The organism is Methyloparacoccus murrellii (genome assembly GCF_054657115.1).
Window position 1 is genome coordinate 1 of sequence record NZ_BAAHXD010000010.1, and the last position, 24,007, is coordinate 24,007.

Genomic DNA, 24,007 nt, shown 5'->3' on the forward strand with positions numbered 1-24,007 from the left:
CTTGAAAGAAGACATGCTCCTGCAATGGTGCAATCTCCCAGGATGTGGGACACGAAGAAAAGATGCTTGAATAAGGTATTGTCATGCCTTCACCCTCGCCAGATTTTCAGTGATGGCTTGGTTCAACGCTGTATCCTCTTTCAACTGCGCCTCAAACTCCGCCTTCAAGGCCGCGAAGCGTTCGGCAAAGTTGAAATCGTCCTCTTCCTCCGGCAGGCCGACATAGCGGCCCGGCGTCAGCACATAATCCAGTTCCGCGACCCGCGCCAGCGGCACGGCGGCACAGAAGCCTTTTTCGTCGGCATATTCGGCAGCGCCGGTGCGCCAGCGGTGATAGGTGGCAGCGATGCGGGCGATGTCTGCGTGGCTGAGTTCGCGGGTACGGCGGTTGATGAGGTGACCGAGGTTGCGGGCGTCGATGAACAGGATTTCGCCCTGGCGCGGATGGCCGTTGCTGCGGGCGCGGTTCAGGAACCACAGCGCGGCGGGAATCTGGGTGTTGAGGAACAGCTTGGCCGGCAGGTTGACGATGCAGTCGATGAGGTTGCCGCCTTCGATCATGGCCTTGCGGATGTCGCCTTCGCCGCTGCTCTTGCTGGTCAGGGCGCCCTTGGCGAGTACCACGCCGGCCCGGCCGTCGGGCTTCAAGTGAAAGGCAAAATGCTGCAACCAGGCGAAGTTGGCGCTGCCGGTCGGCGGCGCGCCGTACTGCCAGCGGCCGTCGCCGCGCAGCAGTTCGCCGCTCCAGTCGCTGTCGTTGAAGGGCGGGTTGGCGATGACGAAATCGGCCCGGAGGTCTTTGTGGGCATCGTTGAGGAAGGAGCCCTCGTTGTTCCATTTCACCTGGGAACTGTCGATGCCGCGGATGGCGAGGTTCATCTTTGCTAGCCGCCAGGTGGTCTGGTTGCTTTCCTGGCCATAGATGGAAATGTCGTTGACCCGGCCCTGGTGCTCTTCGACGAAGCGCTCCGACTGGACGAACATGCCGCCGGAACCGCAGCAGGGGTCGAAGACCCGGCCTTTGTAGGGCTCCAGCATGGCCACCAGCAGTTCGACGATGCTGCGCGGCGTGTAGAACTGCCCGCCCTGCTTGCCTTCCGCCAGCGCGAATTCGCCGAGGAAGTATTCGAACACATGGCCCAGCACGTCGCGGCTGCGGGCCTTGGCGTCGCCCAGCGCGATGTTGCCCACCAGGTCGATCAAGCCGCCCAGGCTGGCCGGGTCCAGGTTCTGCCGGGCGTACACCTTGGGCAGCACGCCCTTGAGGGAGGGGTTCTCCCGCTCGATGGCGTCCATGGCCGCATCCACGTGGATGCCGATGTCCGGCTGCTTCGCCATGGCCACGAGAAACGACCAGCGCGCGGCCTGCGGCACGAAAAAGACGTTCTCCGCCTTGTACTCGTCCTTGTCTTCCGGGTCGGCCCCGGCAAGTTCGCCCTCGCCGGCCTGGAGCCTGGCGTACAGGGCTTCAAAGGAATCGGAGATGTACTTGAGGAAGATCAGCCCCAGGACGACATGCTTGTACTCGGCGGCATCGATATTCTTGCGGAGCTTGTCGGCGGCCTTCCAGAGTTGGATTTCGAGGCGTTCTTCCTTGACGGGCTTGTCAGCTTTTGGTCGGGCCATTGCTAATGGTTTTTCGTTGTGGCGTGAGGAAAGTGGATACCTGGTAAACACGACACCGTAGGCAAAAGGATGTCGCGTCAAGGGGGCATGGATGTCAGGTGGCTACACTGGCGAGGATAAGTCCGGCCTCGGTGATGACGATGGTCACCAGCGGCTTTGGGCTTCGACAGATGTCACGGTAATCATGATGAAATCCCTGAAATCGCCAGAATGTCTATTAGATTCTAGATGTTACACCGTAATCATTTGTGCGCCCCCTTTCCCGGCTCAGGCCGTTTTCCCCTTGGGCCTGTAGGAGCGTGCACTAAAAAAGCCCGCCGGCTCCCTTGGAACCGACGGGCTTACGGGGGCCATCACTCACCCGGCAGCGCTAGCCGCCGGGCGGTGTCTCACGCCAACACTCAATGCTCCTCGATGACCAATTCATCACGGCTCTCGCAGGCGCCGATGGTGAGCAGGTCCCAGGCCAGCAGCAGCGCGCCGGCAAAGGTCATGAGACCGAACACCATGCGCCAGTGCATGGCCTGCTCGAACCAGGGATGGTTCTGGCCGGCGAAGTAGCCGCCCCAGGTGGAGCCTTCCACCGCGCGCTCGATGAAGGATTGTTCATAGCCCGCGATCAGCAGGGCCACGGTCATGCCCATGACGCCCAGATTCAGCAGGCCCATGGCCCATTTCCACTTCCAGCCGTTGTCCGGCAGACCGCCGCCCATCCACACACCGCCGCGCCAGCGCTGGATGGCCAGGTAGAAGAAGGCGATGATGATGGTGGCGTAGGCGCCGAAGAAGGCCAGGTGACCATGCGAGGCGGACCACTGGGTACCGTGGGTATAGAGATTGATCTGCGGCAGGGTGTGCATGAAGCCCCAGACGCCGGCGCCGAGGAAGTTGCCGAAGGTGTGGGCGATGATCCAGGCCAGCGCCGGGTGGTTGGTGCTGCGGAACTTGTGCACGCCGGCGTCATAGACCGAATGCACGACCATGGCCACCAGCGGAATCGGCTCCAGCGCCGAGAAGAAGCCGCCGATGGTCAGCCAGTATTCGGGGGTACCGATCCAGAAGTAATGGTGGCCGAGGCCGAGGATGCCGGAGCCGAACATCAGCGCGACTTCGATATACAGCCAGGTCTGCACGATCTGGCGGCGCGCGCCGATCAGCTTCATCAGGCTCCAGGCCATGATGCAGCCGACCAGCACTTCCCAGGTGGCTTCCACCCACAGGTGGATGACCCACCACCACCAGTATTGGTCGACGCTGATGTTGGTCGAGTAGAACATTCCGGCCAGGTACAGGCCGGCCAGCGCCACCAGATCCAGCGTCAGCACGCCGGAGATGCCGGACCAGCGGCCCTTGGAGAAGGTGCCGGCGACGTTGTAGAAGAACACCAGCATGACGGCGACGATGCCGATGTCGGCCCAGCGCGGGGCCTCGATGTACTCGCGGCCTTCGTTGATCAGCCAGCGGGTGGTGTCATTGCCGGGTCCGGTCTGCACCAGCAGGTAGACCAGCACGACCACGGTGACGGCGGCGGTCAGCACCCAGAAGGCCAGGTTGCCATACTTGAGCCCGGCGATGTCGGTGCCGCTTTCCTCCTCCAGGAACCAGTACACCGCGCCGATGAAGCCGTACAGCATCCACACCACCATGGCGTTGATGTGCACCATGCGGTTGACGCTGAAGTCCAGCGTTTCGAACAGGAAGCCCGGCCAGATGAATTGGATGCCAGCCAGCAGGCCGAACAGCAGTTGCGCCAGGAACAGGACGATCGCGACCGAAAAATACTTTACCGCCAGTTGCTGGCCGCCGTTCAGGTGGCGGCTGTCCAGCGGCGCGCAGGCGGCCAGTCCGCTTGCCGGGGTTGAAATCGCGTTCATGCTTACTCCTGCGTTTGCGCCGTGAGGGTCTTGAAATTGTGCGGGAAGCCGTTGGTGTCGATGGTGGCCATCCATTTCAGGAAGGCGACCACGCCCCGGGCCTCCTCGTCGGTGATGTCCAGGTTGGGCATACGTCGGCCGCTGCCGTAGGTGCGAGCATGGTTCGGCGGATCCTTGAGGAAGGCCAGCATCTGCGCCTCGCGGTTGGCCTCGTCGATCCAGCCGGGATCCAGCCAGGCCTTGGTCAGGTCGGGCGCGTAGTAGGCGCCGTTGCCCAGCAGCGTGTGGCAGTTCATGCAGTTCTTGGCCTGGGTGGTCTGCTTGCCCAGGTCGACCAGCGCCTCGGCTTCCGCCTCGCTCAGCTTCTTGCCGAACAGCGGGGCTTCGCCGCCGATGACCGGCAGGTAGCGGTTGGCCGCCTTATCGAAGCGGTAATCGACCTGCTGGTTGATGACGCTGTAGGCGGGTACGCGCTTGCCGCCCGCCGAGACTTTCGACATCGAGTCGAAGGTTAGGAGGATCAGCAGCAGAAAGGAACCGGCAGTCACCCAGATGGCGACCTTTTTCCAGAAGGACTCGGAAGCCCAGAGTGGCGAGGGGTTCACGGGGTTTTCTCCTTGAAGGCAATGGAAGCGGTTTTCGGGTGGCCGACCGCATGGGTGTCGGCGCACAGGCGGAAGATGGCGCGCGGCGCGGCGAAGTAGCCGGCCAGCATCAGCAGGGCGAGTGTGGACCAGCTGCCGTTCAGGTGCGCGGTCTGCACCAGCGTCAGTGTGCAGGCCACCAGCACGGCGTAGGCCAGCCATGCCCCGCGCAGGAACGCCGCGCGGCCGCGGAGCCGGCCCCAGGCATAGAACAGGGCGTAGCAGGCGCCGCTGAGGATGATGCCGGCCGAGACGAAGAACGTGAGCAGGAAATCCTTGAGATCGACCGGCTGGATCATGGCGCGGGGCTCTCCGCCGCCGCCGCTTCGGGCGTCGGCCACAGGCGCTTGCCAGGTTCCGCGCCGGGCAGGCACTGGAATATCTCGCGGATGCGCAGCACCACCAGCGATTTCGCCGGCAGTTCCGGCTTGCCGGCGCGAACCTGCGCTTTCATGCTCTCGTAGTCGTCGCCCTCGGTGTGGATCGTCACCGTGCCCTTGATCTGCACGCAAAGCTTGGGCTCGGTCGACCACACATAGAGGGCGGCCTCGGGGTTCTCGCGCAGGTTGGCCAGCGTCTTGCCGAGATAGTTGTCGGTGATCCACAGCCGGTCGGGGCCGGCGGCGCGGACATATTTCACCGGTACGACGTTGGGTGTGCCCGACCGCGAGGCGGTCGCCAGCGGGAACAGCTCGGCCCGCTGCAGGGTGAGCTGGATGTCGGGAGTCAGCATGGGACAGGTCCTCTCGGGTTGGGCGCAGCGCGCGGAGTGGGGCAGGGGGCGGCGGTCATGGGGCATCCACGCGCGGCGCCAGCAGCACGGGCGTGTAACGCCACAGGAACAGGCCGAAGGCGGCGGTCCAGCAGGCGATCGACGCGGTCATGAGGAAGCCGCCGGCGGCGGCCAGCATGCGCAGCAACGTGCCCAGCGTCAGCAGCCAGAAGGCCAGGGTTATCGCACCGGACGCCTGCAAGGGGCGGCCGGTATGGCCGAGCGCGACGCGGGCGGCGACGCCCAGGATCAGTGTGCCGATGGCGCCATAGGTCAGGGCATGCAGGCCGGCATCGTGCAGCCGGGGCCACCCCAGTGCCGCCAGGCCGAGCAGAAGGAAGCCCACCGCTACCCAGGCGAAGCCCAGGTGGAGTATCCACAGCAGCGGCTCGCGCAGGGTCAGCCAGCCGCGCCAGCGCAGCCCGCGCAGCAGCTGGACCATGCCGGCCACCACGCCCAGCACGCCGGTGAGCGCGGCGGACGGCCACAGCACATGCCCCAGGGCGAAGGCCGCCATGGCCGCTATCGACAGCTGGTCGTGGCGGTCGAAGGCCGGCAGTTGCGGCGCCCGTCCCGGCTGCCGGAGATTGAGCCAGTTCTGCGTGAAGGCGGGAATGATCCGGCCGCCCACCAGCGAGATCATGCCGAGGATCAGGAACAACCCGGCCCGCAGGCTGGCTTCGGCCAGGCCGAAGTCCTCGCGGCCACGCGCGAAGAAGACGGTTTCGGCGGCCAGGAAGCCCAGCAACAGCAGCAGGACCTTGTAATTGCGCGTGTTCCTGGAGGCGAACACCTCCCGCGCCATCAGCGCCAGCAGGCAGGCCCAGAACGACAGACTGGCCAGCGCCCACAGCGACCAGCCGGTCGGACCCGGCAGGAAGGCGGACAGGCGCGCCAGCAGCCAGACGGCACCGAGCAGGACCAGCACCGTTCCGGACACCGCCGGCCGCCGGGTCCAGGTGGCGACCGCGGTCAGCAGGAAGCCGGCGATCGCGCCGCCGGCGAAACCGAACAGCATCTCGTGGCCATGGCGGGCCTTGGCCGGCAGCTCGCCGCTCCAGATCAGCAGGCCCTCCAGATGCAGCCACCAGGCGAGACCGATGAGTGCGGCATAGCCGCCAACCAGCAGGAAGAACGGACGGAAGGCATAGCTGAACAGGATCTGCATGGACACGGGCGGTACCCTGGGACGTGGCGGAATCGGGATCGGTGGCATGTCGGGTCGTCGGTTGGCGCTGGCGACTCAGAAACCGCCCGTGCGCAGGCTGACACCGGCCACCACGAACAGGACCGCCAGCACGGTGACCCCGGCGATGTGCCGCGCCAAGGCAGGCAGCCGCGCGGCACTCAGATCGGGAATCAGCCGCAGGCGGGCATGCAGGGCCAGGATCACGGTCAGCCCCAGCAGGAGCAGTTTGGCGGCGATCGGCGCGGAGGCCGGGTCGGCGGGATCCAGCCAGCGTCCCCAGTCCGGCTGGCGGGCATTGGCCAGCCACAGACCCGACGCCACCTGGATGGCCAGCGCGGGCAGCCCCAGCGGCTCGTAGCGCTGTTCGAAAGCCTGGATGGCCGTCACGTCCCCCTGCCGCAGGGCCTCCGGCAGGATGCGCAGGGCCAGAATCAGGTGGCCGCCGGTCCAGATGCAGGCGGCCAGCAGGTGCGCGAGCAGAATGAGGCTGTACATGAGTCTCTCCTCGGCATGCCCCGATCCGGGGCGCCGGCTAGTGTAACCAATGCGTGGCAGGATGCCAGCCGGCCCGGGCGGGGTGTCGCGACCGGCGCGGGCCATTCATCGGCTGGCCGTGGAGGTCGGTCGCGGCCGGGCGTTGCGGCGGATGATTTCGTCGATCTGCCGTTCGGCCTCCAGTCCCTCGCGGTCGTAGACCGCCGTGCGGTTGGCCGGATGCCGGGCGGTCACGTCGGATGCGAGCAGCGGCCTTTCGCCATCGCCGACCCGTATGCGGGTGATGGTCGACAGCCCCTGCCGCAACGGGTACCGGCGCAGTTCCTCCGGCGCCAGCGCGATGCGGACCGGAACCCGCTCGGTGATATGGATGAAATTGCCCGAGGTGTTTTCCGGCGGCAGCAGCGCGAACAGACTGCCGGTGCCCGGATGGATGCCCTCCACCCGGCCCTGGTAGATATGGCTGTGCCCCGGCATGTCGACGCTGACCTCGGCGGGCTGGCCCGAACGCACGCGGCCGAGGTCGCGCTCCCGGAGGTTGGCCTCGACCCAGACCTCCTCCAGCGGGACGATGGCCAGCAGGGGCGAGCCCTCGTGCACCTCGTCGCCCACCTGGACCTTGCGCTTGGCGACATAGCCGTCGGCAGGCGCGACGATGAGCCGGCGGCTGTACTCCAGAAACGCCTTGCGCAGGTTGGCGGCCGACTTCAGAACGGCGGGATGGCTGGCGATCTCGGTGCCGTCGGTCAGGGCGTGGACGCCCGCCAGCTCGGCCTGGGCCTGCTGGATGCTGGCCTCGGTCTCGCGGATCTGATCCTCGGTGTTCTGCAGCTGCTGCCGGGGGATGGCGTCCTCGGCGGCGGCGCCGCGATAGCGTTCCAGGTCGTGTTGCAGCCGCCGCAGCGTTGCCTGCCGGGCCTCGATCGCGTGGCGGTATTTGTCGACATCGCTGTAGAGCGCCGCGATCCGCCGCACCGTGTCGCCCAGCTGGGCTTGGGCCTCTTCCCAGGCGAAGCGCGCGCGTGTGCCGTCCAGCCGGACCAGGGGGTCGCCTGCCTTCACGGACTGGCTGTTCTCGACGTGGACTTCCACCACCGTGCCGGCGGTGCGCGCCGACAGGGTCAGCAGATGGCCGGTCACGTAGGCGTCGTCCGTGCTGACCCAGTGCCGGCGGTAGTCCAGCCAGGCGGCGGCGAATCCCGCCAGCGCCAGCAGCAGCACGCCGCCGAGCAGACGCCGCAACCGGCGGTGGCGCGGGGCCTGGGGGCGGTGGGCGTGGCTCATGTCTTCGCCGCCGCGGGGCTGAGGCCGCCGCCCAGGGCCTCGATGAGGTCGATCAGCGCCGCGTATTTGTCGCCCTGACAGGTTTTCAGGCGGAAGACCTGCAGGTCGCGGACATAGCGCTGCTCGAGTTGCAGCGTGCGGTCCTGCAAGCCCTGTTGCGCCAGCACATCGGCCAGTTGCCGGTTGGTCTCCAGGGCGGCCACTGCCTGCCGCTGTGACTGGGTCCGCTGGGTGGCCTCGTCCAGGCGGGCCAGCGCGTCGGCCGTCTGGCGGACGGCACTGACCAGGCCGGCGTTGTAGGTCTCGACGGCGCTGTCGTAGCCGGCCTCACGGGCGGCGAGGTTCGCCTCCAGGCGCCCGCCCTCGAAGATCGGCAGCTCCAGCGTCGGGCCGACGGCGAAGGCCAGGCTGGAGCTGTGGAACAGCGCGTCGATCAGGTTGACGCTGTGCAGGCCGGCAAAGCCGCGGATATTGACGTCCGGATAGAAGGCCTTTTCCGCCACCTCGATGGCCTTGGCGGCGGCCTCGGCCCGGCAGCGGGCGGCGATGATGTCGGGACGCCGGGCCAGCAGGTGCAGCGGTAGGACCGCGGGCGTCGGCGGTAGCTCCGCCACGGGGTCTGCCTCCCAGCGGATGCTGTCGCCGAAGGCGGGACCCTGGCCGGCCATGGCCGCCAGCTGGTCGCGCAGCAGCCGGATGTGCAGGGTGTTGGCTTGCAGCCGTTGCTCGGCTTCCTGCAATCTCGCTTCCTCGGTCTCCAGGGATTGCCGGGTGGCGAGGCCGTGCTCCAGCCGGACGTGCAGCAGCCGCAGACGTTCGCGCAGGGTCGCGGTCATGGCGATCGCCAGGTCGCGTTGCTCGCTGGCCAGCCGCAGGCGGAAATAGGCCCGGCTCAGCGCCGTGCTGAGCAGCAGGCGCGCCTGCAAGTTCTCGGCTTCCTCCGCCTGTACCAGGCCCAGCGCCTCTTCCAGCGCGGCGCGATCGCGGCCCCAGAGATCGACGTGGTATTGCAGGATCACCGGGTTGATCATGGCCAGGGCGAAGGTGTCGCCGGCCAGCTTCAGCTGCACGCTGTTCATGGAATAGTGCATGGCGTCCACGCTCATGCCGGCCGCCACCTGCGGCAGCAGCGCGGCCGCCCGCATGTCGCCCAGCGCCTGGGCCTCGCGCAGCCGATGCGCCGCCACCTTGAGGTCGGGGCTGCCGGCGATGGCGGTTTCCACCAGCCGGTTCAGCGCCGGGTCACGGAAGTCGCGCCACCAGCTGCTGCGTGGCCAGCGCGAGGGTTGGCCGTTGTCCGGGGTCGGTACCAGCTGGTTCAGCGCCATCAGCCGGGCGCGCGGCGTGTCCTCATCCGGCAGCCAGGCGCAGCCGCCCAGCGCCAGGAGGCCGGTCAGGAGCATGGCGCGGCGAAACCCGCTCACGGTTCCTCCATCAGGTTCTCGAATGCCACTTCGCGGTTTTCGGCCCGCTGCGAGCGGATCACCGGCCGGGTCGGCTGCGCCAGCCAGACCAGCATGCCCAGTCCCACGAACAGCCAGCCGGCCAGCCAGAAGGCTTCGTCGATGGCGAAGATCGCCGCATGCTGGGTCACCGTCCTGGCCAGCCGCGCCTCTGCCGCCGCCGGGCTGAAGCCCTGCTGGATCAGGCGCTCCAGCGCCGCCGGGGTCTGCGGATCGAGCAGCGTGAGTCGTTCGACGAAGCGGCTCTGATGGAACGGCGTGCGCCGGTACAGCACCACCCCCGCCAGGGTGATGCCGAAGGCGCCCGAGGCCAGTCGCAGCAGGTTGACGAGTTCCATGACCCGCGGCTGCTGTGCCGCCGCGACACCGTGCAGCAGGATGACCGTCAGCGGGGCGAACAGGCTGCCTAGGCAGAGACCTTCCGCCAGCTTGGGCCAGAGGATCTGGTCGAAGCTGGCCGGCTGATCGTAGCGGCTGATCCAGAAATAGGTCAGGGCGAAGCCGAACAGGCTGGCACTGGCCAGCCAGCGCGCGTCCATGCGCGAGGATAGTTGGTGGGCGACGATGCTGGCCGGCTTGGACAGCAGGAGCATCGGCAGGAACACCATGCCCGCCAGCTTCGACGAGTAGCCGAGCAGCAGCTGCAACTGCACGATCAGCAGCGACAACAGGCCCTGGAAGCCGAGGAAGCCCAGCGACAGGGCCAGCAGGGCGATGGCGACATTGCGCGAGCGCAGCACGCGCAGGTCGACGAAGGCATCCGGCTGGCGGAGCAGGTGGAGGATTGCCCAGGGCAGGCAGAATCCGGTGATCAGGGTCAGCACCATGACCTCGTCCGCGTTCAGCCAGTCGAAATCGTTGCCGAGATTGAGCAGGTTCTGGGTACCCATCAGTACACCGCTGACCAGCAGGAAACCCGTCCAGTCCAGACGCGTCGCGGCGGTGGGTGCCGATGGCGGGAGCGAGCCGATGCTGGCCTGGAGCGCCAGCAGGGCGATGGGGATGTTGCTCCAGAACAGCCAGCGCCAGCCGTGTTCGTCCGCCAGCCAGCCGCCCAGGGTGGTGCCGACGGTGAACGGCGTCAGCGCGAACAGGCCCCACAGCGCCAGGCCGAGCGGCTTGTGCCGCTCGCTGACGGTGCCCAGCGCCAGCTTCTGGCTGACCGGCAGCGCGATGCCGCCACTGAGGCCCAGCACGATACGGCAGGCCAGGAATGCGGCCAGTTCCTCCGCCAGCGCGCAACCCAGCGAGGCAAGGGCGAATGCCGCGTAGGCCCCGCTGGCCACCCGGGCATCGCCGTACCGGCGGCTCAGCGCCCCGGCCAGGGGGAAGCCGATGGCCAGGGCGATCATGAAATCCGTCTGTGTCCAGGTGCCGAAGCTCGGCGCCACGCCCAGCGAGCCGGCCACTCGCGGCAGCATGGCGATATAGGCGCCGGCATTGAACAGGACCGCGACATGGCCCAGGCTGAGTGCCGTGTGGGTCAGCCAGCCCTGCCATTTTGCCGTCGGGACAGCCCTGGCCGTACTCATGCCCCGCCTCTACCTTCAGAGGGAGGTCGTGACGTTGACCGTGAAGGCGTCGGCGTAGATGTCCTGGATGGCGGCGCCGGCCAGGAAGGCCTGCATCTGCGCCTGCTGAACCATGGCCGGATGTCCGCAGAGATAGACCCGCCAGTTCTTCAGCTCGGGCACTTCGCGCAGCGCGACCTCGTGCACGCGCCCGGCCGCATGGTGGGGCGGCACCACCGCTCCCGACAGGCAGGGGACATAGTCGAAATTGGTGTACTCGCGGGTGAGTTTGCGCAGTGGATCGGCCAGATAGAGGCCATCGGGATCGCGGCTGCCGTGGAACAGCCGGATGGGGCCGGTATGTCCCTGCTCCAGGGCGTCGCGCAGGATGCCGTACAGCGGCGCGAGGCCGGAGCCGGTACCGATCAGCAGGATCGGCTGCTCGGGCTGGCCCGGCACGTAAAAGCACTCGCCGGCCGGCCCGCGTATGTCGACGGTATGGCCGACCCGCAAGTGCTCGTGCACCCAGCCACTGACATGGCCGCCCGGCAGATGGCGGACATGCAGGTGCAGGTGATCGTCCGCCGCCGGCACGCTGGCCAGCGAGTAACTGCGCGCCAGATGCTCGTCGCGCAGCAGGTGAATGAACTGACCCGGCCGGTAGTCCAGCGGCTCATGCGGCCGCAGGGCCACCAGCAGGATGTCCTTGGTGAGGGGGTGCAGGCTCTCGACGGTGGCCGGTATGGCTGACTCCTGCTGCGAGGGCAGGGCGACGCACAATTCCTCCTCCGGCCGGCAGATGCAGGCCAGGAAGTACTGCTGCATCCGCAGGGTATCCTTCAGTCCCTGCTGGGCGGCTTCCGGCGGCTGGCCGTCGAGGGCCTTCATCATGCAGGTCTGGCAGACCCCGTTGCGGCAGGAGAAGGGGATCGGCGCGCCATGCTGCAGCAGGCAGTCCAGCACGGACTGCTCCGGCTCCAGTGTATAGCGCTCCGTTTCGAAGCGTATGGCAACCATGAGAGGCTCCTGCGCGCTCGCGTGTTCTTAGCGGCCCAGCACGTCGCTCCGGGTGCTCTCGGCGATGGTGAGCACTTCCTCGACCAGGTTTTCCGGGACATTCAGCTCCCGCAGGGTGCCGCCCAGGTGCTCCATCACCACATCGAAATGATGGTCGTTGAGGCCCATCTGGACCAGACGGGCGTGGCCGCGGCGCATGTCCTGGCCGGTGTAGTTGTGCGGACCGCCGAAGGCCATGGTCAGGAAAGCCTTCTGCTTGGCAGCCTGCTGGGCCATGTCGACGCCAAAGAAGAAATTGTTGATGCGGGCGTCGCTGATCACCTTGCGGTAGAAGATGTCCACGGCGGCGTTGACCGCGGGTTCGCCGCCGAGCTTGTCGTACAGGGTGGCGTTCTTGGTGTTCTGGGTGGCGTCGGTCATGAAGGTCTCCTTGCTTGAATATTGTTTTTCGTCACCGGCGGGAATGCCGGCGGCGTGCGGCGCCGTTTCGCTGGGGCGGCGGCCCGCGCCTGGGGAATAGCAAGTCGTGGGCCAGTCTGTCGGACAACCACCCTGGTGCGTCGCCAGGGTCGCCGCATGTGGCTACAACTGATTGAAAAACAAGTAGAAAATTTGATGTGGTGGGCATCGGACATGGTCGTCGGGCGGGGCGGCAAGCGGCTGGCTTGCAACCCTGGCAGGGGCCCATGCGTGTCATAATGACAATGCCCGTTCCGGCCTGCCCGGGGCACACCTGTCGATTTATCTCAAGCTGCTGAAATGAAAAAGCTTTTCCTGATTTGTTGGCCAGTGCAGGCGGTACGTGTCGGATCAACATCGGTGGTGTCGAAATGACATCGATGTCCCTGGCCGACCCGCCTGTCACCCGCCAGGCCGATATCGACGAGGCCATTCGCGCCGCCGTCCTCAACCTGACCGCGAACCTGTCGATGAAGGACCGGCTGGAGCGGTTTCTGGAGATCTTTGCCAGCGTGACCGGTAACGAGGCCTGTGCCTTGCTGCGCTACAAGGACGGGGTGCTGGTGCCGGTGGCGGCACGCGGGTTGTCCCCGGAGGTGCTGGGACTCACCTTCCGTCCCGGGGAACACCCCCGCTTCGCCGCCATCGTCGCGTCGCGCGACCCGGTGCGGTTTGCCGCCGACGATCCGCGGCCGGACCCTTACGATGGCCTGATCGCCAAGGATGCCAGCGGCACGCTGGCGGTCCATGCCTGCCTGGGTTGCAGCCTGTACAACGAGAACACCCTGTTCGGCGTGCTGTCCGCCGATGCCCTGCGGGCTGGGGCGTTCGAACGGATCGACGACCACGTATTCCAGGTCTTCGCCGCCATCGCCACGGTGGCGCTGCGCTACGAGACCTATATCACCACCCTGGAGACCTTGGCGCGTCACCGTGGCCAGGTGACGACCGAGCTGGTCAACGAGGCGCTGGAGCGCAGCCGGCCGCTGTTGGGCAGGAGCCCGGTCATGCAGGCACTGAATCGCGAGATCGGCGTGGTCGCGCGCTCCGACCTGACCGTGTTGCTGACCGGGGAAACCGGCGCCGGCAAGGAGGTGCTGGCGCGCATCCTGCACTCCCGTTCCAAGCGGGCCGCCCAGCCGCTGGTCTATGTCAACTGCGCCGCCCTGCCGGAATCCCTGGCCGAGAGCGAGCTGTTCGGTCATGTGAAGGGCGCCTTCACCGGCGCCGGCAGCGACCGGGCCGGCAAGTTCGAGCTTGCCGACGGCGGCACCCTGTTCCTGGACGAGGTGGGCGAGCTGCCGTTGTCGATCCAGGCGAAACTGTTGCGGGCCGTGCAGTTCGGCGAAATCCAGCGCATCGGTTCGGATCGTTCCCACCATGTCGACGTGCGCATGATTGCCGCCACCAACCGTGAGCTGCCGGCGGAGGTCCGCGACGGCCGTTTCCGGGCCGATCTCTACCACCGGCTCAGTGTCTATCCGGTGCGGGTGCCGCCCCTGCGCGAACGCCCGGAGGACATTCCCATCCTGGCCGGCCACTTCCTCGAACAGTCGCGCACGCGCCTGGGACTGGCCCGCTTGTCGCTGTCCCGCGCCACCATCCAGGTGCTCTGCCACTATGGCTGGCCCGGCAATGTGCGCGAACTGGAACATGTGATGCTGCGGGCCGCCCTGCGGGCGGCCGACAAGCAGGGCGACAGCGTCGTCATCGAACCCCAGCATCTGGAAGGGCTGGGCACCGAGCCGGCGGTGCCGGACGTGGGAGGGGCAGGGTTGGACGCCTCGATGGCGGAGGCCGTGGCGGCCTTTCAGCGGGAGCTGATCGAGACGGCACTGGCTCGCGCGCGCGGCAACTGGGCCGAAGCCGCGCGCCTGCTGAAGCTGGATCGCGGCAACCTGCACCGCCTCGCCAAGCGCCTGGGCGTTAAGTGACCGGTCGGATGCCAGCGCAGGGACAGGCGTCCCGGTTTGACGGGGGAGCGGCGGGAGATCAGGCGAGCTCGCCCAGCAGGTAGCCGCCGTCCGCCACCCAGCCCAGCAGTCTCGCATCGGCCAGGGTGTAGCTCAGGCGCGAATCCTGCTCGTGGCGCAGCGGCATGCCGACTTTCAGGAAGTTCGGCGTATAGCCGAAGATCCAGCGCTGGCCGTCGTCCAGCGTGCGGACACCCTCCCACAGGATCGGCAGGGTCTGCCCGACATGGCTTTCGGCGAAGCGCCGTTTCTGGATCTCGGCCAGATCGTGCAGGGCACGGCTGCGGGATCTCTTGACATCGCCGGGAACGGCGCCTGCCAGGCTCGCGGCCGCGGTTCCCATGCGTGGCGAGAAGCTGAAGATGTGCAGGTGGCCGAAGCCGACACGCTCGACGAAGGACAGAGTTTCGCGCCACTCGGCCTCGGTCTCGCCGGGGAAGCCGACGATCAGATCGGTGGTGAGATTGATGGCCGGCACGCTGCCGCGCAGCCGGTCTGCCAGCCGGGCGAATTCGTCGGTCCGGCAGCGGCGGGCCATGCGCTTGAGCACCGTGTCCGAGCCGCTTTGCAGCGGCAGGTGCAGGTGCGGCATCAGGCGCGGGTGCTCGAAGAGGCGGATGAAGCGCTCGGGAATGTCCCAGGGTTCGAGCGAGCCCAGCCGCAGCCGGGGAATGTCGGTGTCCCGGAGCACGGCCTCGACCAGCTCGCCCAGGCTGGCGCCAGTGTCGCTGCCGTAGCCGCCGAGATGCACGCCCGTCAGCACCGCCTCGCCTATGCCTTCGGCATGCAGGCGGTTGATCTCCTCGACGACCTCGGCGATGGGGCGGCTGCGCTCCTCGCCGCGCGCCACGGTGACGATGCAGTAGGTGCAGCGGTAGCGGCATCCGTCCTGGACCTTGATAAAGGCCCGGTGGCGTCCGAGCCGGAACAGGGCGGTGGCGCCCGGTTCGGTCGACAGCGCCGGCATGAGCGGCAGTGCCAGGCGTTCGCGGGCGATCTCGACCAGCCGGTGCTTGTCGGCATTGGTTACCACCAGGTCGATGCCCAGCGATTCGGCTTCCTGTGGCTTCAGGGAGGCGTAGCAGCCGCTCATGATCAGTTTGGCGGCAGGATTCTCGCGGGCCGTCCGGCGCAGCAGGTGGCGGGACTTGCGCACCGCATCCTGGGTGACGGCGCAGGAGTTGAGCACTACCAGATCGGCTTCCCCCGGGGTGTCCACCAGCCGGTGGCCATCCGCCTGGAACTGCTGTGCCCAGGTTTCCAGCTCCGCCTCGTTGAGGCGGCAGCCGAGTGTCTTGAGATGTACGCGCATGGGGTCAGCGTTCCTGATGCAGGCGGGGAGGCATGGCCGTCACTCCCACAGCATGGCAAACCACTGGATCGCCAGCAGCAGGGTGAAACCCACGCACAGGCCGACCTGGACGCGTCGGTCGATGCGATCGATGTGCCGGACCGTGGCGCTCTGCCAGACGGCGTCCGTCTGGTGCAGCCGGTTGGATGCCCACAGGAACAGCCCGAACAGCAGCAGATTGACGACGTAGCAGGCGTTGTAGACCATGTCCAGGTAAGTCGCGTAGGGCAGATCGGGCAGTTTCTCCCGGTAGCCCTGCTGCAGGAAGACCAGGGTCAGCAAGGCCGTCGGCGGGATTCCCAGCCTGACCTCCCACAGGGCGGGAGAGAGCATCGGCGACAGCAGCACCAGCGCCATGACCACAACCAGCGGCAGGAACAGCTTGAGCAGGGCGGCGTTGACCGATTGCTGGTAGACGGTGGCGAACATCACCTGCGCGACTGGCGCGGGCAGCAGGCTATGGTCCGGGTTCAGTCCGAAGCGGGAGCCGTATTCGTGCTGATGGCGTTGCACGTCGAAGCCGATGGTCCTGTAGCCTATGAGATCGCTGTAAAGACCGACTCCCGAGTCTTCCCGGTCGGGCACCAGGGCCAGCGGCAGGTGCCCGGCGCGTGTCAGGTTTTCGGACAGTTCCAGCACCACCGGCAGGCGGATGCGCTGGAACGGAAAGCGGCGGAAGTCGAGTTCGGCGACATAGAACTGCCCGGAGAATTGCAGGCTCTGATGGTAACGGCCATCCGCCAGGCGAATCGGAGCGGGGTAGACCGGTTCCAGCCTGGAATCCCAGCTATCGATCAGGTTGACCCAGTTCAGCCACTTTTCCGGCGGCAGGTTCTCGTTCGCCAGCACGGTCTGAACCCTTTCCGGCCAGTTCAGCCAGATGCGCCCGACGGCATTGAAGGTTTTGTCGTCCACCGAGAACAGGTAGTTGTTTTCGATATAGACGCCGACTTCCAGCGTCTCCGCATCGGCGGGCGGCGCAGAGGGGGCCGGCAGCAGGCGATCGCGATGGCCGGCCTCGCCGGGTTCCAGCAGGCCAGCGCGCATCAGGCTGACCACCAGTGCCGAGACGCCCAGGAACAGGCCCAGCGCGAACAGTATGGCCCGGTCCGGATTCGGCAACGGCAGGCGTCTCATGGGTTCAGGCCGGGATGGCCGGGCAGCGCTCCCCGGCAGCTGACATTTCTGCCCGCACGGGTCTATCGCCTCTGGCCGGCTGCCTTCAGGTCCAGCACGTCCTGCATGTCGTAGAGCCCCGCCGGCCGGTCCGCCAGCCAGGCCGCCGCCCGCATGGCGCCCCTGGCGAAGGTCAGGCGGCTGGAGGCGTTGTGGGTGATTTCCACCCGCTCGCCTTCGTCGGCGAACATGACGGTGTGTTCGCCGACGATATCGCCGGCCCGGATCACGGAGAAGCCGATGCTCCCCGGCGCGCGCTCGCCGGTATGGCCCTCGCGGCTCCAGACGGCGCACGATTTCAGGTCGCGGCCCAGCGCAGCGGCCACCACCTCGCCCATGCGCAGCGCAGTGCCGGAGGGCGCATCCACCTTGTGGCGATGATGGGCCTCGATGATCTCGATGTCGGTGGTGTCGCCCATCACCTGCGCGGCGATTTCCAGCAGCTTGAGGCAGAGATTGACCCCTACGCTCATGTTGGGTGCGAGCACGATGGGGATGTCCTGCGCCGCCCGTTCGATCACCGCGCGCTGTTCCTCGCTGAAGCCGGTGGTGCCGATGACCATGCGCTTGCCCCAGGTCCGGCAGTATTCAAGGGCCGCGAGCGAGGGCTCGGGGCGGGTGAAGTCGATCAGCGTGTCGAAGGCGTCGTGCCGGTCGGCAAGGCTGTCGGCCACGCGGACGCCGCAGGCCGGGAGTCCCGCCAGAGCGCCGGCATCGCTGCCGATGGCGGGGCTGCCGGGCCGTTCCAGGGCTGCCGCCAGGGTCAGTCCATCGGCCTGCTGACAGGCATTGATGAGGGCATGGCCCATGCGGCCAGCGGCGCCGTGAATGGCGACTCGAATCATGTGGATCTCCCCGGTGTCGGTGGTATGGACAAAAAAGCGGGCGCCCGTGGCGCCCGCCGAAAGGTCTGACGATGCGGCGTTCAGAGCCCGATTTTATCGAAAAACTGCTTGACCCCATCCAGCCAGCCGTGAGTTTGCGGGCTGTGCTTGCTGCCGCCGCCACTCAGGGATTCGTCGAGCTGGCGGATCAGTTCGATCTGTTCCTTGTTGAGGTGGACCGGGGTCTCGATGCGTACCCGGCACATGAGATCGCCGACCGGGCCGCCGCGAACCGGTTTCACACCCTTGCCGCTGAGGCGGAACAAGCGGCCGGTCTGGGTTTCCGGCGGGATCTTGAGCGCTACCTTGCCGGACAGGGTCGGCACCTCGACCTCGCCGCCGAGGCAGGCGTTGGCGAAGCTGATGGGCACCTCGCAATAGAGGTTGGCGCCGTCACGGGTGAAGATGGGGTGGTCCTTGACGTGCACCTGCACGTACAGGTCGCCGGCTGGTCCGCCCGCCTCGCCGGCCTCGCCCTCGCTGGACAGGCGGATGCGGTCGCCGGTATCGACGCCGGGCGGGATCTTGACCGACAGGGTCTTGGTATCCTGCGTGCGGCCCTGGCCATGACAGCTGCGGCAGGGATCCTTGATCTGCTTGCCCGAGCCGCGACAGGTGGGACAGGTCTGCTGGACCGAGAAGAAGCCCTGCTGCATGCGCACCGCGCCATGGCCATGGCAGGTGGGGCAGGTGACGACCGCGGAGCCCTTGCTGGCACCGCTGCCGTTGCAGCTCTTGCAGCTGACCAGGGTCGGAATCTGGATCTTGACCTCAGTGCCGGCCACGGCATCTTCCAGGGAGATTTCCAGGTTGTAGCGCAGGTCGGAACCCCGCTGGGCACCGCCGCGGCTGCGCGAGCCGCCGCCACCGAAGATGTCGCCGAACACATCGCCGAAGATGTCGCTGAAATTCGCGCCCCCGAAACCGGCGCCGCCGCCCATGCTGGGATCCACGCCGGCATGGCCGAACTGGTCATAGGCCGAGCGCTTTTTCGGATCGGAGAGCACGTCATGCGCTTCCTTGATCTTCTTGAACTGCTCCTCGGCCTGCGGATTGTCGCGGTTGCGATCCGGGTGGTACTTCATCGCCAGGCGGCGGAAGCTTTTCTTGATCTCGTCATCGCTCGCATTGCGGGATACGCCGAGCAGTTGGTAGTAGTCTTCTTTCGCCATAACGCAAAATGCCGCGTCACGCGGACGCGGCTTGGGTGAAGGTGGGTCGGAGGGGCGGCGGACTTCGGTCTGCCGCCCCGGGTTCGCCGCGCGGAACGATTACTTCTTGTCGTCCTTGACTTCCTCGAACTCGGCGTCGACGACGTCCTCGTCGCCGGCCTTGCCCGCAGACTGTTCCTGGGCGCCGGCCGTCGCACCTGCCGCGCCGGCATTCTGCGAGTAGAGCCGCTCGGCCAGCTTGCCGGATACCTCGGTGAGGTGCTGGGTCTTGCGGTCGATGGCCTCCTTGTCGTCGCCCTTCATGGCCTCCTTGAGTTCGTTGATGGCGGTCTCGAGGGCGCTCTTCTCGCCCGCTTCGGCCTTGTCGCCCAGCTCGTCCAGGGTCTTCTGCGCGGCATGGATCAGCGAGTCGGCGTGGTTGCGCGCCTGGACCAGCTCGTGCAGTTTCTTGTCCTCCTCGGCATGCAGCTCGGCGTCCTGCACCATGCGCCGGATTTCCTCCTCGGACAGGCCGCTGGAGGCGGTGATGCGGATCGACTGTTCCTTGCCGGTGGCCTTGTCCTTGGCGGATACATGCAGGATGCCGTTGGCGTCGATGTCGAAGGTGACCTCGATCTGCGGCATGCCGCGCGGCGCCGGCGGGATGTCGGCCAGGTCGAAGCGGCCCAGCGACTTGTTGTCCCGCGCCATTTCGCGCTCGCCCTGGAGGACGTGGATGGTGACCGCCGTCTGGTTGTCATCGGCGGTCGAGAATACCTGACCGGTCTTGGTCGGGATGGTGGTGTTCTTCTCGATCAGCTTGGTCATCACGCCGCCCAGGGTCTCGATGCCCAGCGACAGCGGGGTGACGTCCAGCAGCAGCACATCCTTGACCTGGCCGCCGAGCACGCCACCCTGGATGGCCGCGCCCAGTGCCACGGCCTCGTCGGGGTTGACGTCCTTGCGCGGTTCCTTGCCGAAGATCTGGGTCACCATCTCCTGGACCTTGGGCATGCGGGTCTGGCCGCCGACCAGGATGACCTCGTCGATCTGGCTGGCCTTGAGGCCGGAGTCCTTCAGGGCGGTCTCGCAGGGGCCGCGGGTCTTCAGCACCAGATCCTCGACCAGCGACTCCAGCTTGGCGCGGGTCAGCTTCAGGTTGAGGTGCTTCGGGCCGCTGGCGTCCGCGGTCACATACGGCAGGTTGATGTCGGTCTGCTGGCTGGAGGACAGTTCGATCTTGGCCTTCTCGGCAGCCTCCTTGAGGCGCTGCAGGGCCAGCGCATCGTTGTGCAGGTCGATGCCGTTGTCCTTTTTGAATTCGTCGCAGATCCAGTCGATGATGCGCAGGTCGAAGTCCTCGCCACCCAGATGGGTGTCACCATTGGTGGACAGCACCTCGAACTGGTGCTCGCCGTCGACTTCGGCGATTTCGATGATGGAGACATCGAAGGTGCCACCGCCGAGGTCATAGACCGCGACCTTCATGTCGCCCTTCTTGCGGTCGAGACCGAAGGCCATGGCCGCCGCGGTCGGCTCGTTGATGATGCGCTTGACTTCCAGGCCGGCGATGCGGCCGGCGTCCTTGGTGGCCTGGCGCTGCGAGTCGTTGAAGTAGGCCGGCACGGTGATGACGGCTTCCTTGATCTCCTCGCCCAGGAAGGCCTCGGCATCCTTTTTCAGCTTCATCAGCACCCGGGCGGACACTTCCGGCGGCGCCATCTTCTTGCCGTTGACCTCGATCCAGGCATCACCGTTGTCCGCCTCGACGAGGCTGTAGGGGACCAGATGGATGTCACGCTGCACGACATCGTCCTTGAAGCGGCGGCCAATCAGGCGCTTGACCGCGAACAGGGTGTTCTTCGGATTGGTGATGGCCTGGCGCTTGGCCGACTGGCCGACCAGCACCTCGTTGTCGGGGGTGAAGGCCACGATGGAAGGCGTGGTGCGTGCGCCCTCGGAATTCTCGATGACACGCGGCTTGCCGCCTTCGAGGATGGCGACGCAGGAATTGGTGGTGCCCAGGTCGATACCGATGATTTTTGACATTTATTTCTCCGGGTAATGCGTGAATTCAGAATGGATCGCCGATGCTGAAGGCTGATGTGGGGCGTGGCGCGCCGTTTTCAAGCGCCGCCCTGGATGGCCTGCGAGACGACGACCATGGCAGGGCGCAGCAGGCGGCCATGCAGCAGGTAGCCCTTCTGGTAAACCTTGATGACGGTATTGGGCTCGGCTTCGTCGGTGGGTTGCATGGCCATGGCCTGGTGCAGTTCGGGATTGAATTTCTCGCCCTCGGGATTCACCGGCGACAGCTGGAATTTCTCGAACGTGGCAAGCAGCTGCCTGAGGGTCAATTCCATGCCCTCGCGCAATTTGGCGACTTCGGGGGTGTCGCTGGTCTCGACGCTGAGGCCCAGTTCCAGGCTGTCGGCAACGGACAATAGCTCGCGGGCGAACTTTTCCAGCCCGAATTTGCGGGCATCCTGCACATCCTTGTCGGCGCGACGCTTGAGGTTCTCCAGCTCGGCCTGGGTTCTGACGAACTTGTCCCAGTTTTCCTCGGCCTGCCGGGCCAGCTGGTTGAGCTGCTCGGTCAAGTCCCGAGGCGCATCCTGTTCGGCGGGCACTTCGGTCCCGGTTGCGGTCGTGTCGGGCGTTTCCTGCTGATCTTCGGGCAAAACGTCGTCCGGGCTCATGTGAACGGGCTCCATCGTGTGAAATTGGGTTGGTGGGATTGGGTGATCGGCCTGGCCAGCCGTCTGGCCGGGCTGCCTTCAGCTAAATTGGGGCAGGGCTCTGTGATTCAAGGCAGCGCCGACCAGTTTGGCGGTCAGGTCGACCAGCGGGATCACGCGCTCGTACTTCATGCGGGTCGGCCCGATGACGCCGAGCACCCCGACGGCCTGGTCGTTGATGGCATAGGGTGCGGTCACCAGGCTGCAATGGCCGAGCGCGCGGTGGCCGGATTCCTCGCCGATGAAGATCTGCACGCCGGGCGATTCGATGCAGCGGTCCAGCAGCTGCATCATGGCTTCCTTCTGGTGCAGGGCCTCGAACAGGCTGCGGAACTGCTCCATGTCGGCCAGTTCGGAGAAGTCCATCAGGTTGATTTCGCCGGACACGAACACCGGGCTGCGGCGCTTGCCGCGATCATCCAGGGCCAGGTCGGTGAGGGTGGCGGCATCGAGGATTTCCTGGCTCAGGCGATCGCGGGTTGCCTGGATTTCCCGTGCCAGGGTGGTGCGGACACTGTTGATGTGCTTGCCGTTGAAACGGCTGTTGAGGAAGTTGGCGGCCGCCTGAAGTTCCGCCGGGCTGAAGTCCCGCGGCACCTGGATGATCTTGTTGTGGATTTGCTGCTGCTCGGTGATGAGGATGACCAGCAGCCGGCGTTCCGACAGCGGCAGGAATTCGATGTGGCTGAAGGCGTTCGATTCCTGCCGGGGCAGCATCACGATTCCCGCCATGTGGGTCACCTCCGACAGCAGGCGGGAGGCGGTTTCCAGCACGTCGCCCGGGGAGTCCTGGAGCAGGAGATCTTCCCTCAGCTGGTGGACAATGGCGTCCTGCAGGGGTTTGACCGTCATCAGGGTGTCGATGAAGAACCGGTAGCCGGATGCCGTCGGCATGCGTCCGGCGGAGGTGTGCGGGGCGGTGATGAGACCCATGTCTTCGAGGTCGGCCATCACGTTGCGGATGGTGGCGGGGCTCAGGTTGAGCCCGGCATCCTTGGCCAGCGACCTGGAACCGACCGGCTGCCCCTCATTGATATAGCGTTCCACCAGAACCTTGAACAGGTAGGAGGCACGCTCGTTCAATTGATGGATAATGGGCACGGAGTTCCTCGCAGGCTCCCGATTAGCACTCTGACGTGGAGAGTGCCAGAAACTAGCAATCCCCAGATGCAGTGTCAAGAAGCGCCTAACATGCGGCCGTGGCGCCCAGGCCAGTTCAGTCGGGTACCGCGGGCCATGCGCAGCAGCCTGTGGTCGCGCCAGCCAGCGGCAGCCTGGTTGGTCCTGTTGCCAGAATCGATGATGTCCATGCCCTTGACCGCCAAGTTTTGCAGGGTCCGTTGCGCATGACCGCGCTGGCCGGTTTTCGCGTCGCGGCACTGATCGGCAAGCCGGACGCCGGGCGTATTGCGGAGACCCTGACGGAATTGCACGCGCTGCTGATTCGCCGTGGAATCCGGGTGATCGTGGATGCCGATTCCGCGCCTTTCATCCATGGCGTCGTGCCGGATCGCGGCTCGCTCAGGGAACTGGGCCAGCGCTGCGACTTTGCCGTGGTGGTGGGCGGCGACGGCACCCTGCTGGCCGCCGCCCGCGCCCTGGCCGAGTACGATATTCCCCTGATCGGTGTGAATCTGGGCCGGCTGGGTTTCCTGGTCGACATTTCCCCGGCCGATGTCGCCACGCATCTCGATGCGGTGCTGCAGGGCCGTTTCCTCGAGGAGGAGCGCTTCATGCTGGGCGCCAGGGTCATGCGGCACGGCCAGGTGATTTTCCAGCAGACGGCGATCAACGACGTGGTGATACACCGCTCGCATGCCACCAGCATGATCGAGATCGTCACGCATATCGACGGGTTGTTCCTCAATTCCCAGCGTTCGGACGGGTTGATCGTCTCCACCCCCACCGGCTCCACCGCCTATGCCCTGTCCGCCGGCGGACCGATCCTGTCGCCGACGCTGCCCGCCATCGTCCTCGCACCGATCAATCCGCACGCCCTGACCAATCGGCCGATCGTCATCGACAGCCGCAGCACGGTCGGCATCTCGTTCCGGCCCGGCAAGCTTTTCGGGGCCCAGGTCGTGTGCGACAACATTTCCAGCCCCGGTCTGGACATCGACGATACGGTTGAAATCCGCAGGGAAGCCAAGCCCTTCCGGTTGCTGCATCCACTGGGGTACGACTTTTTCGAGATCCTCCGCGTCAAGCTGAACTGGAGCTCGGGTTATCGCATCTAGCGAGAGGGGATTTGCGGGATCTTGCTCCGTGCCAGCGGTGATCCGCGAGGCTTGATTCGGTCCGAGAGCTGTCTGTCCGGCGCGGCCCGGTTATCCACCGTTGCCGTGGGCAAGTCTGTGGACAACCCTTGCGCGAGCCGCTGACGACCGCTAGGGGCAAGGG

21 protein-coding genes are annotated in these 24,007 nt (G+C 66.3%); 2 read left to right on the top strand and 19 right to left on the bottom strand.

Features of this window, described 5'->3' with window-relative positions:
- Nucleotides 1-81: 81 nt before the first annotated feature.
- The 12 genes from ACYQ1H_RS04285 to ACYQ1H_RS04340 all read right to left on the bottom strand — a co-directional run bounded on the left by ACYQ1H_RS04285 (nucleotide 82) and on the right by ACYQ1H_RS04340 (nucleotide 12,295).
- Complete coding sequence (locus ACYQ1H_RS04285; RefSeq protein WP_460026829.1) at nucleotides 82-1,626, bottom strand: type I restriction-modification system subunit M; 1,545 nt, start codon at nucleotides 1,624-1,626, stop codon at nucleotides 82-84.
- Nucleotides 1,627-2,027: 401 nt separating this feature from the next.
- Nucleotides 2,028-3,500, bottom strand: coding sequence for a cbb3-type cytochrome c oxidase subunit I (locus tag ACYQ1H_RS04290; protein ID WP_460026830.1), 1,473 nt, complete (start codon nucleotides 3,498-3,500; stop codon nucleotides 2,028-2,030).
- Nucleotides 3,501-3,502: 2 nt separating this feature from the next.
- Entirely contained in the window at nucleotides 3,503-4,105 is a 603-nt protein-coding gene (locus ACYQ1H_RS04295; RefSeq protein ID WP_460026831.1) for a cytochrome c, read from the bottom strand.
- Entirely contained in the window at nucleotides 4,102-4,443 is a 342-nt protein-coding gene (locus ACYQ1H_RS04300) for a hypothetical protein (protein ID WP_460026832.1), read from the bottom strand. The genes ACYQ1H_RS04295 and ACYQ1H_RS04300 overlap by 4 nt, the downstream gene beginning before the upstream one ends.
- Nucleotides 4,440-4,877, bottom strand: a complete 438-nt coding sequence (locus ACYQ1H_RS04305; RefSeq protein ID WP_460026833.1) for a pyridoxamine 5'-phosphate oxidase family protein — start codon at nucleotides 4,875-4,877, stop codon at nucleotides 4,440-4,442. Before ACYQ1H_RS04305 ends, ACYQ1H_RS04300 begins: the two co-directional genes overlap by 4 nt.
- A 55-nt stretch (nucleotides 4,878-4,932) precedes the next feature.
- Nucleotides 4,933-6,084: an NnrS family protein gene (locus ACYQ1H_RS04310; protein WP_460026900.1), complete on the bottom strand. Its 1,152-nt coding sequence runs from the start codon at nucleotides 6,082-6,084 to the stop codon at nucleotides 4,933-4,935.
- Nucleotides 6,085-6,159: 75 nt separating this feature from the next.
- Nucleotides 6,160-6,600 (bottom strand): CopD family protein, encoded by a 441-nt coding sequence (locus ACYQ1H_RS04315; RefSeq protein ID WP_460026834.1) that lies wholly within the window; start codon nucleotides 6,598-6,600, stop codon nucleotides 6,160-6,162.
- A gap of 105 nt (nucleotides 6,601-6,705) precedes the next feature.
- On the bottom strand, nucleotides 6,706-7,884 hold the full coding sequence (locus ACYQ1H_RS04320) for an HlyD family efflux transporter periplasmic adaptor subunit (RefSeq protein ID WP_460026835.1): 1,179 nt from the start codon (nucleotides 7,882-7,884) through the stop codon (nucleotides 6,706-6,708).
- Nucleotides 7,881-9,308 carry an efflux transporter outer membrane subunit gene (locus ACYQ1H_RS04325; RefSeq protein ID WP_460026836.1) on the bottom strand — a complete coding sequence of 476 codons (1,428 nt, stop codon included), beginning with the start codon at nucleotides 9,306-9,308 and terminating at the stop codon, nucleotides 7,881-7,883. Before ACYQ1H_RS04325 ends, ACYQ1H_RS04320 begins: the two co-directional genes overlap by 4 nt.
- Nucleotides 9,305-10,879 carry a DHA2 family efflux MFS transporter permease subunit gene (locus tag ACYQ1H_RS04330; protein ID WP_460026837.1) on the bottom strand — a complete coding sequence of 525 codons (1,575 nt, stop codon included), beginning with the start codon at nucleotides 10,877-10,879 and terminating at the stop codon, nucleotides 9,305-9,307. Before ACYQ1H_RS04330 ends, ACYQ1H_RS04325 begins: the two co-directional genes overlap by 4 nt.
- Before the next feature lie 15 nt (nucleotides 10,880-10,894).
- Nucleotides 10,895-11,875 carry a 2Fe-2S iron-sulfur cluster-binding protein gene (locus tag ACYQ1H_RS04335; RefSeq protein ID WP_460026838.1) on the bottom strand — a complete coding sequence of 327 codons (981 nt, stop codon included), beginning with the start codon at nucleotides 11,873-11,875 and terminating at the stop codon, nucleotides 10,895-10,897.
- Between the two features lie 27 nt (nucleotides 11,876-11,902).
- Complete coding sequence (locus tag ACYQ1H_RS04340; RefSeq protein WP_460026839.1) at nucleotides 11,903-12,295, bottom strand: group I truncated hemoglobin; 393 nt, start codon at nucleotides 12,293-12,295, stop codon at nucleotides 11,903-11,905.
- A gap of 410 nt (nucleotides 12,296-12,705) precedes the next feature.
- Between ACYQ1H_RS04340 and norR the strand changes: the two genes are divergently transcribed.
- The gene (norR, locus tag ACYQ1H_RS04345; protein WP_460026840.1) at nucleotides 12,706-14,268 is read left to right on the top strand and encodes a nitric oxide reductase transcriptional regulator NorR; all 1,563 of its coding nucleotides are present in this window, start codon (nucleotides 12,706-12,708) and stop codon (nucleotides 14,266-14,268) included.
- A gap of 58 nt (nucleotides 14,269-14,326) precedes the next feature.
- Here the strand turns inward: norR and mtaB are convergent, their stop codons facing one another.
- The 7 genes from mtaB to hrcA form a co-directional block, all read right to left on the bottom strand.
- Entirely contained in the window at nucleotides 14,327-15,619 is a 1,293-nt protein-coding gene (gene mtaB / locus ACYQ1H_RS04350; protein ID WP_460026841.1) for a tRNA (N(6)-L-threonylcarbamoyladenosine(37)-C(2))-methylthiotransferase MtaB, read from the bottom strand.
- 39 nt (nucleotides 15,620-15,658) lie between these two features.
- Entirely contained in the window at nucleotides 15,659-16,795 is a 1,137-nt protein-coding gene (locus ACYQ1H_RS04355) for a ligand-gated ion channel (RefSeq protein ID WP_460026842.1), read from the bottom strand.
- 62 nt (nucleotides 16,796-16,857) lie between these two features.
- The gene (dapB, locus tag ACYQ1H_RS04360; protein WP_460026843.1) at nucleotides 16,858-17,679 is read right to left on the bottom strand and encodes a 4-hydroxy-tetrahydrodipicolinate reductase; all 822 of its coding nucleotides are present in this window, start codon (nucleotides 17,677-17,679) and stop codon (nucleotides 16,858-16,860) included.
- Nucleotides 17,680-17,759: 80 nt separating this feature from the next.
- Nucleotides 17,760-18,890, bottom strand: coding sequence for a molecular chaperone DnaJ (gene dnaJ / locus ACYQ1H_RS04365; RefSeq protein WP_460026844.1), 1,131 nt, complete (start codon nucleotides 18,888-18,890; stop codon nucleotides 17,760-17,762).
- Between the two features lie 99 nt (nucleotides 18,891-18,989).
- The gene (gene dnaK, locus ACYQ1H_RS04370; protein WP_460026845.1) at nucleotides 18,990-20,918 is read right to left on the bottom strand and encodes a molecular chaperone DnaK; all 1,929 of its coding nucleotides are present in this window, start codon (nucleotides 20,916-20,918) and stop codon (nucleotides 18,990-18,992) included.
- A gap of 77 nt (nucleotides 20,919-20,995) precedes the next feature.
- Nucleotides 20,996-21,568: a nucleotide exchange factor GrpE gene (gene grpE / locus ACYQ1H_RS04375; RefSeq protein ID WP_460026846.1), complete on the bottom strand. Its 573-nt coding sequence runs from the start codon at nucleotides 21,566-21,568 to the stop codon at nucleotides 20,996-20,998.
- Between the two features lie 78 nt (nucleotides 21,569-21,646).
- A complete protein-coding gene (gene hrcA / locus ACYQ1H_RS04380) occupies nucleotides 21,647-22,708 on the bottom strand; it encodes a heat-inducible transcriptional repressor HrcA (protein WP_460026847.1) in 1,062 nt (353 codons plus the stop codon).
- A 245-nt stretch (nucleotides 22,709-22,953) separates the two neighbouring features.
- On the opposite strand from hrcA, the gene ACYQ1H_RS04385 reads away from it, so the two are divergent.
- Complete coding sequence (locus ACYQ1H_RS04385; RefSeq protein ID WP_460026848.1) at nucleotides 22,954-23,844, top strand: NAD(+) kinase; 891 nt, start codon at nucleotides 22,954-22,956, stop codon at nucleotides 23,842-23,844.
- The last annotated feature ends 163 nt before the right edge of the window (nucleotides 23,845-24,007 follow it).